This is a genomic window from Propionicimonas sp. (genome assembly GCF_034927565.1).
Lineage (GTDB): Bacteria > Actinomycetota > Actinomycetes > Propionibacteriales > Propionibacteriaceae > Propionicimonas.
The window spans coordinates 1-6690 of the sequence record NZ_JAYFPT010000071.1; the positions used below are offsets into that span (position 1 = coordinate 1).

The 6690-nt window shown below is 67.5% G+C and carries 7 protein-coding genes; all 7 read left to right on the plus strand.

Going from position 1 to position 6690, the window contains the following annotated elements; genetic code table 11:
- Window positions 1-458: hypothetical protein (locus VB080_RS12500; protein ID WP_323418787.1), on the plus strand; the 458-nt coding region annotated here is incomplete at its 5' end.
- Window positions 448-1707 carry an HlyD family secretion protein gene (locus tag VB080_RS12505; protein WP_323418788.1) on the plus strand — a complete coding sequence of 420 codons (1260 nt, stop codon included), beginning with the start codon at window positions 448-450 and terminating at the stop codon, window positions 1705-1707. The genes VB080_RS12500 and VB080_RS12505, both read left to right, overlap by 11 nt.
- Before the next feature lie 5 nt (window positions 1708-1712).
- Window positions 1713-2507 (plus strand): HlyD family secretion protein, encoded by a 795-nt coding sequence (locus tag VB080_RS12510; protein WP_323418789.1) that lies wholly within the window; start codon window positions 1713-1715, stop codon window positions 2505-2507.
- A 2-nt stretch (window positions 2508-2509) separates the two neighbouring features.
- A complete protein-coding gene (locus VB080_RS12515; RefSeq protein WP_323418790.1) occupies window positions 2510-3460 on the plus strand; it encodes an ABC transporter ATP-binding protein in 951 nt (316 codons plus the stop codon).
- Window positions 3457-4602 (plus strand): ABC transporter permease, encoded by a 1146-nt coding sequence (locus tag VB080_RS12520; protein WP_323418791.1) that lies wholly within the window; start codon window positions 3457-3459, stop codon window positions 4600-4602. Before VB080_RS12515 ends, VB080_RS12520 begins: the two co-directional genes overlap by 4 nt.
- Window positions 4599-5726 (plus strand): ABC transporter permease, encoded by a 1128-nt coding sequence (locus VB080_RS12525; RefSeq protein ID WP_323418792.1) that lies wholly within the window; start codon window positions 4599-4601, stop codon window positions 5724-5726. Before VB080_RS12520 ends, VB080_RS12525 begins: the two co-directional genes overlap by 4 nt.
- A gap of 8 nt (window positions 5727-5734) precedes the next feature.
- The coding region (locus VB080_RS12530; protein WP_323418793.1) for an ABC transporter ATP-binding protein at window positions 5735-6690 on the plus strand (956 nt) is incomplete at its 3' end.

A 6690-nucleotide genomic window follows, 5' to 3' on the forward strand; every position in this document is an offset into this window, starting at 1 on the left:
TGTTCCGGAACTTCGGCAACAAGAGCAACCTGATCAGCGCAGCGATCAGGCAGCGCGTGAGCAACATCGAGACCCAATCCCTGCGGTACACCGGCGACCTCGAAGCCGACCTGATCCGGCTCGCCACCACCTACCGCGACACCTGGACGGCGTTCGGGTCGTCGGCGCGGATCCTCATTACCGCAGCGGTCGATCCCGAGCTGGCGGAGATCGGGCCGATGATGGGCCGGATGTTCGCCGTGATCCGCGACCTGCTCGGCCGCTACCAGGAGGAGGGCAGGCTTCGTTCCGAATCCGGCGATTCGCTGCTGTTCGCCTTCCTCGGTCCGATCGCGATGCCCTTCGTGCTCGCCGCCGTGGCCAACGGTGGATCGGTTCCGCCACTGGACGTGACCGCCCACGTCAACCGCTTCCTGCACGGCCGGCTGGCCGGTCGCGAGGACGGCGATGATTCGTAGAGCTGCTCTGGTGATCGCGCTGATCACCGCCTTCGCACTGCTTGCCGGATGCAGCACACCCAGCAGTGGCGTCACCGTGACCGGCGAGGTCGTCGACTCTACTGAGGTGGTGACCGCGCCGCTGCTGGCCGTCGCGGTGGTGAACCCCAACGTCGGCTTCGGCGACTCCACCGAGAGTGCCCCGACCTCCGACGTGGCCAGCGTCCTCGGCCTGGGCTCCACCGTCCGGATCGCCTCAGTGGCGGTGGCCGAGGGAGACACCGTGAGCGCGGGCCAGGTCGTCGCCACCGTCGACCCGGGCACCCTCCCGGCTCAGCTGGCCGTGGCGAAGGCCGACCAGGCAGCGGCCAAGGCCCAGATCGGGGTCCTGGCGGCGGCGATCGACGACACCTACGACAAGGCCCAGACCGTCGCGGAGAACAAGCAGAAGGTCGACGACGCGATCAAGAAGCTCACCGCCATGCAGGGCAAGGTGGCCAAGGCGCTCAAGCAGCTCAAGAAGACCCGGTCACAGCTGACCGCCAAGCTGAACCAGGCCGAGCAGTTGCTCGCCAACTACCCGCCGGTGGCTCCGCCGGGTATGCCGACCCAGGAGGAACTCAAGGCCGCCATCGCCCAACTGAAGGCCGGGCTCACGAAGGTCAACGCCGGAATCAAGCAGGCCACCGCCGCCCAGCCGAAGCTGAAGAAGGGCCTGAAGCAGGCTCGTCAGGGACGCCGCAAGCTCAATGACGCCGCGGCCACGATCGTCGACGTCCGCGCGCAACTGCAGGATGCCAAGGAACTGGCGACGATCGCCGCCGCTGCGGCGCAGATACCGGTTGACCTGGCTGATGCCCAGCTAGCGCTGACCGAGCTGACCGCTCCGGTGACCGGGGTCGTGATCGACGTGGCACAGGTCGGCGATCAGCTGGGTATCGGGGCGCCGGTGGTGACCATCCGTCCCGACGTCCCCAGCCGGATCACCGCCTGGCTGTCGCCTGCCCAGGCAGCCCAGGTCTGCACCGACGACACCGTCGCCATCGTCGGCGACTGGATGCCGGAGGCGTCCAGTGTGAGCGGGACGCTGACCCGGCTGGGTGATGCCTCTGTGTACCCGCCCAGCGATGCGGCCACCGACGAGATCCATCTGACCCGCGCGCTCGAGGCTGAGTTCACCAGCTCGGAGCAATTGCCCGCCGGGGTTCCGGTGGACGTCACCATCGACGGCTGCCGCGAGGCGACAGCCACCAACGAAACGAACGGATGACCCCCATGGCAACGACCAAGCGCAAGCGTCCCCCGAAGGCCGTCATCGCAGTGGTGGTGCTGCTGTTGGTCGGCGGTGGCATCTGGTGGTGGTGGGACAGCCAGGCCAGCGCCGAGACCACCACCACCGAGACGCTGAGCGGCTCCATCGAGGCCACCCAGTACCAGATCTCACCGGCGATCGCCGGACGGGTGACGAAAGTGCTGGTGGCCGAGGGGGACACCGTCACCAAGGACCAGGAGGTCGTCCGGCTGGACCGGACCGCCCTGAAGTTGACCGTGACGCAGGCCAAGCAGGGGGTGACCGCCGCCAAGGCGGCGCTGACCAACGTGAAGAATGACGACGACTCCACCAAGGCCGATGTCACCGCGGCCAAGGCGAAGCTGAAGCAGGCCGAGGCGCAGGTCGAGCTCGCCCAGGTTCAGCTTGCCTACACGATCGTCACCGCCCCGCAGGCCGGCACGGTCACCTCGGTGACAACCAACGTCGGCCAGAACGCCGCCCCGGCGAAGACCCTGCTCACCGTCCTCGACCCGGCCAGCCTGTTCGCCCGGGTGTACGTCTCCGAGACCGAGATCGGCAACGTCAAGGTCGGCCAGGACGTGACGCTGGTCACCGACTCCAGCACCTCCCAGTTCAAGGGCACGGTTTCCTACATCGCCAGCGAGGCGCAGTTCACCCCGAACACGATCCAGACCAAGGAGCAGCGGGTCAAGCTCGTCTACGAGGTACGGGTCCGGATCGCCGACGACAGCGGAACGCTCAAGCCCGGCATGCCGGTCGACGTCACACTTTCCTGAGCATGGACGACGAGCAACTGGCGGTCCGGGCCCGGGGGCTGCGGCGCAGTTTCGACGACACCGTGGCGGTGGACGGCGTCGACCTGGACATCGCCGCCGGGGCGGTGTTCGGCCTGCTCGGCCCGGACGGCGCCGGCAAGTCGACCCTGATCCGGATGCTGGCCACCACGCTGGCCCCCGACGATGGCGATGCCGAGGTGTTCGGGCTCTCGGTGACCCACCAGGCGCCGGCCGTCCATCCCCGGATCGGGTACATGTCGCAGCGGTTCTCGATGTATCCCGACCTGTCTGTGCTGGAGAACCTGACCTTCTTCGCCACCATTCGCGGGGTGCCGCGCGCCGAGCTCCGTGGTCGGGCACAGACGCTGCTGACCTCGATGGGGCTGGCCGAGTTCGCCGGCCGGCAGGCGATGCACCTTTCCGGCGGCATGAAACAGAAGCTGATGCTGGCCACCACCTTGATGCACGAACCCGACCTGCTGCTGCTGGACGAGCCCACCACCGGCGTCGACCCGGTCTCGCGGCGGGAGTTCTGGCGGATCCTCGCCGGGCTGCACCGCGAGGGACGGACGGTGCTGGTCGCCACGCCCTACATGGACGAGGCCGAGCGCTGTACCCGCATCGCCTTCCTCGAGCAGGGCCGGATTCTGCAGTCCGGCACCCCTGCCGAGATCAAGGCGTTGGTGCCGGGACGGCTCCTCGAAGTCCGCACCTCCGACGCCCGGGCGGCGCTGCCGGTGGTCGCCGCGGTCACCGGCGTGACCTCCGCCCATCCACTCGGTGACACAGTGCGGGTGCTGTGGGAGGGCGGCGACGAACCGTCCGCGTCGTTGACGGCGGCCCTGGCCGACGCCGGCATCGCGGACGCGACCGTCCGCGAGATCGCCGCCGACATGGAGACCGTGTTCGCCCACCTCGCCACCAGCGGCGCGTCCGGCAGGGGGACGGCATGAACGGCAGCCTCACCCGGGTCGGCGCCATCGTCACCAAGGAGTTCAAGCACCTCGGCCGCGACAGGCGCATGCTGGCAGCCGTCGTGCTGCTGCCGATCCTGCAACTGTTGCTGTTCGCCTATGCGCTGAGCTTCGATGTCGAGAACGTGCCGACCGTGGTGATCGACCTGGACAAGACGCCCACCAGCCAGCAGTACGTGCAGCGCTACGAGGAGTCCGCGTTCTTCCAGGTGGTCGGCCACCCGGAGCGCATGAGTGACGTCGACACCGCCTTCGCCGAGGGGACGGCGCGGGTCGCGGTCATCATCCCGGCCGGTTTCGAGCAGACAATCCTGTCCGGCCAGCACGCCGAGATCGCGGTGCTGATCGATGGCAGCGAACCGACCTCGGCTCGGGTCGGCAGATCCTATTCGGTGGCGATCAACCAGGTCTTCTCCGGCGAACTCACCCGCGAGTGGGCCGCTGACCAGGGTCTCGACCTGTCCGCCGTCGGTACCCTGGAGCCCCGGCTGCGGACCTGGTACAACCCCGACCACCGCTCGTCGGACTTCCTGATCCCAGGCCTGATGGTGGTCATCCTGGCCATCGTGACCGTTCAGCAGACCGCCGTCACGCTGGTCCGGGAACGCTCGCTCGGCACCGAGGAACAACTCGAGGTGAGTCCGCTGCGCAAGCTGGAACTCATGATCGGCAAGCTCATCCCCTGGACCCTGCTGGCCTTCGTCGACGTCGTCCTGATCACCGCCATCGGCGTCTTCGGCCTGGGCGTCCCGCTGCGGGGCAGTGTGCTGGCACTGGCCCTGGGCGCCACCTTGTTCATCCTGTCCTGCCTCGGAATGGGACTGGCTGTCTCCGCCGTCGCCCCGAGCGAGGACACCGCCAACATCGCAGCCATGATGATCGCCATGCTGCCGTCCTTCCTGCTGTCGGGGTTCGTATTCCCGCTGGAGCAGATGCCGACCATCGTGCAATGGATCGCGTATGCCTTCCCGGCCCGCTACATGGTCGCGCTCTCTCGCGGGGTGTTCCTCAAGGGGGCCGGACTGACCGAGCTGTGGCCGCAACTCGGCGCGCTGGCGCTCACCTCGTTCCTCCTGATCGCGATCTCCACGGTCCTGTACAGCAGAAGGGCACGGCAATGAAAAGCCTGCGACGCCTCCGGCTGCTGATCTGGAAGGAGTTCCTGCAACTGCGTCACGATCCCTTCCTGGCCGGCATCCTGATCGTGGCGCCGGTGGTCCAGCTGATCATGTTCGGCTACGTGGTGGCGGTCGACATCACCCATCTCAACACCGCCGTGATCGACCTCGACCACACCGTCACCTCGCGCGCCATCGACGCCTCCTTCGCCAGTTCGGAGTACTTCACCGTCACCCAACGTCCCGGCAGTGAGGACGAGGTGCGCCAGTTGTTGGATCAGGGCACCATCCAGCTCGCGGTCGTCATCCCCGCCGGCACCGAGACGGCGCTCACCCAGGGCGAGACCGCACCGATCGGCGTGATCGTCGACGGCTCGGACTCCCAGGTCTCCGCGCTGGCAGGTGGCTACGCCTCGCAGATCATCGCCGGCGTGAACAGCGCCCGGGCCGCACAGCTGGGTGCCACCGTCGCCGGAGCGCCGGGCATCGACGCCCAGGTACGCGTCTTGTTCAACCCCACCCTGAGTTCGATCAACACCATGGTCCCGGGCCTGGTGGCGGTGATCTCCATGCTCTCGCTGATGATCGTGATGAGCCAGGCCGTGGTGAAGGAGCGCGAGTCCGGCACCCTGGAACAGATGTTCGTCACCCCGATCCGGGCCGGGGAGTACATCATCGGCAAGATCACCCCGTACGTGCTGCTGGCCATCGCCCAGATGCTGATCGTCGCCTCGGTCGGCATCGGCTGGTTCAAAGTGCCCTTCGCTGGCAGTGTCTGGGTGGTCGTGGTGGGGATGCTGCTGTTCATGCTGACCAGCATCGGGCTGGGGTTGCTGGTCTCGCTGATGGCCCACACCCGGCAGCAGGCCCAGCAGGTCATCGTCTTCCTGATGATGCCGTTCATGATTCTTTCCGGGTTTATCTTCCCGATCGAGTCCATGCCGGCCTGGCTGCAGCCGGTCAGCCGGGCGATCCCGATGACCTACGCGCTGGAGATGCTGCGTGGCGTCTTCGTCAAGGGCAGTGGCTTCGCCGACCTCGCCACGCCATTGCTGGCCCTGGCCGGGTTCGGCGTCGTCATCTTCGGCACCGCTGTGGTCGCCACCCGCCGCCGGATCACCGCGTGAGGAGCCCGATGAGCCACACCACCAGCGACGTGCCGGCGGTCTCCGTACGGGGACTCACCAAGACCTTCGGCGACTTCACCGCCGTCGACGGAATCGACCTCGTCATCCCGGCCGGCCAGATCTTCGGCTTCCTCGGCCCCAACGGCTCAGGCAAGACCACCACCATCCGGATGCTCACCGGCACCATGCGTCCCGACGCCGGCAGCATCCGCATTCTCGGTGAGGACGTGACGCGGCACCCCCACCGGGTGCAGCCGCGGATCGGCTACATGAGCCAGAAGTTCGCCCTCTTCGAGGACCTGACCGTCGAGCAGAACCTGAAGTTCTACGCCGGGGTCTACGACCTGCCGGCCGAACGCTACGCCGCGCAACGCGACTACATCCTGGCGATGGCCGACCTGGTCGGACGCGAGCACGAACTCACCAGCAACCTGTCCGTTGGCTGGCGGCAGCGCCTCGCCCTCGGTGCGGCCACCATCCACGATCCCGAGCTGCTCTTCCTGGACGAACCCACCTCCGGAGTGGATCCGGTCGCCCGGCGGCAGTTCTGGGATCTGCTCTATGACCTGGCCGGACGGGGCGTCACGCTGTTCGTCACCACCCACTACATGGACGAAGCCGCTCACTGCAACCGGCTCGCCTTCATCTACCGCGGTCGCATCATCGCCGATGGCAGCCCAGCCGACCTGCGCAGCCGGCACAGCCAGCGCCGCATCCTCGACATCACCGTCGACGACACCGACCGGGCCCTCGCCTGGCTCGAACACAACGACGAGATCGACGACGCCTACCTCTCCGGAGCGACGCTCCACGCCGTCCTTCCCGAAGGATCCACCACGACCGGAGAACAGATCCGGCACGACCTCGTCGCCGCCGGCTTCAGCGACGCGCATGCCGCCGAGATCGAATCCTCCATCGAGGACATCTTCGTCAACCTCGTCACCGAGGAGCAACGAGCTGCCCG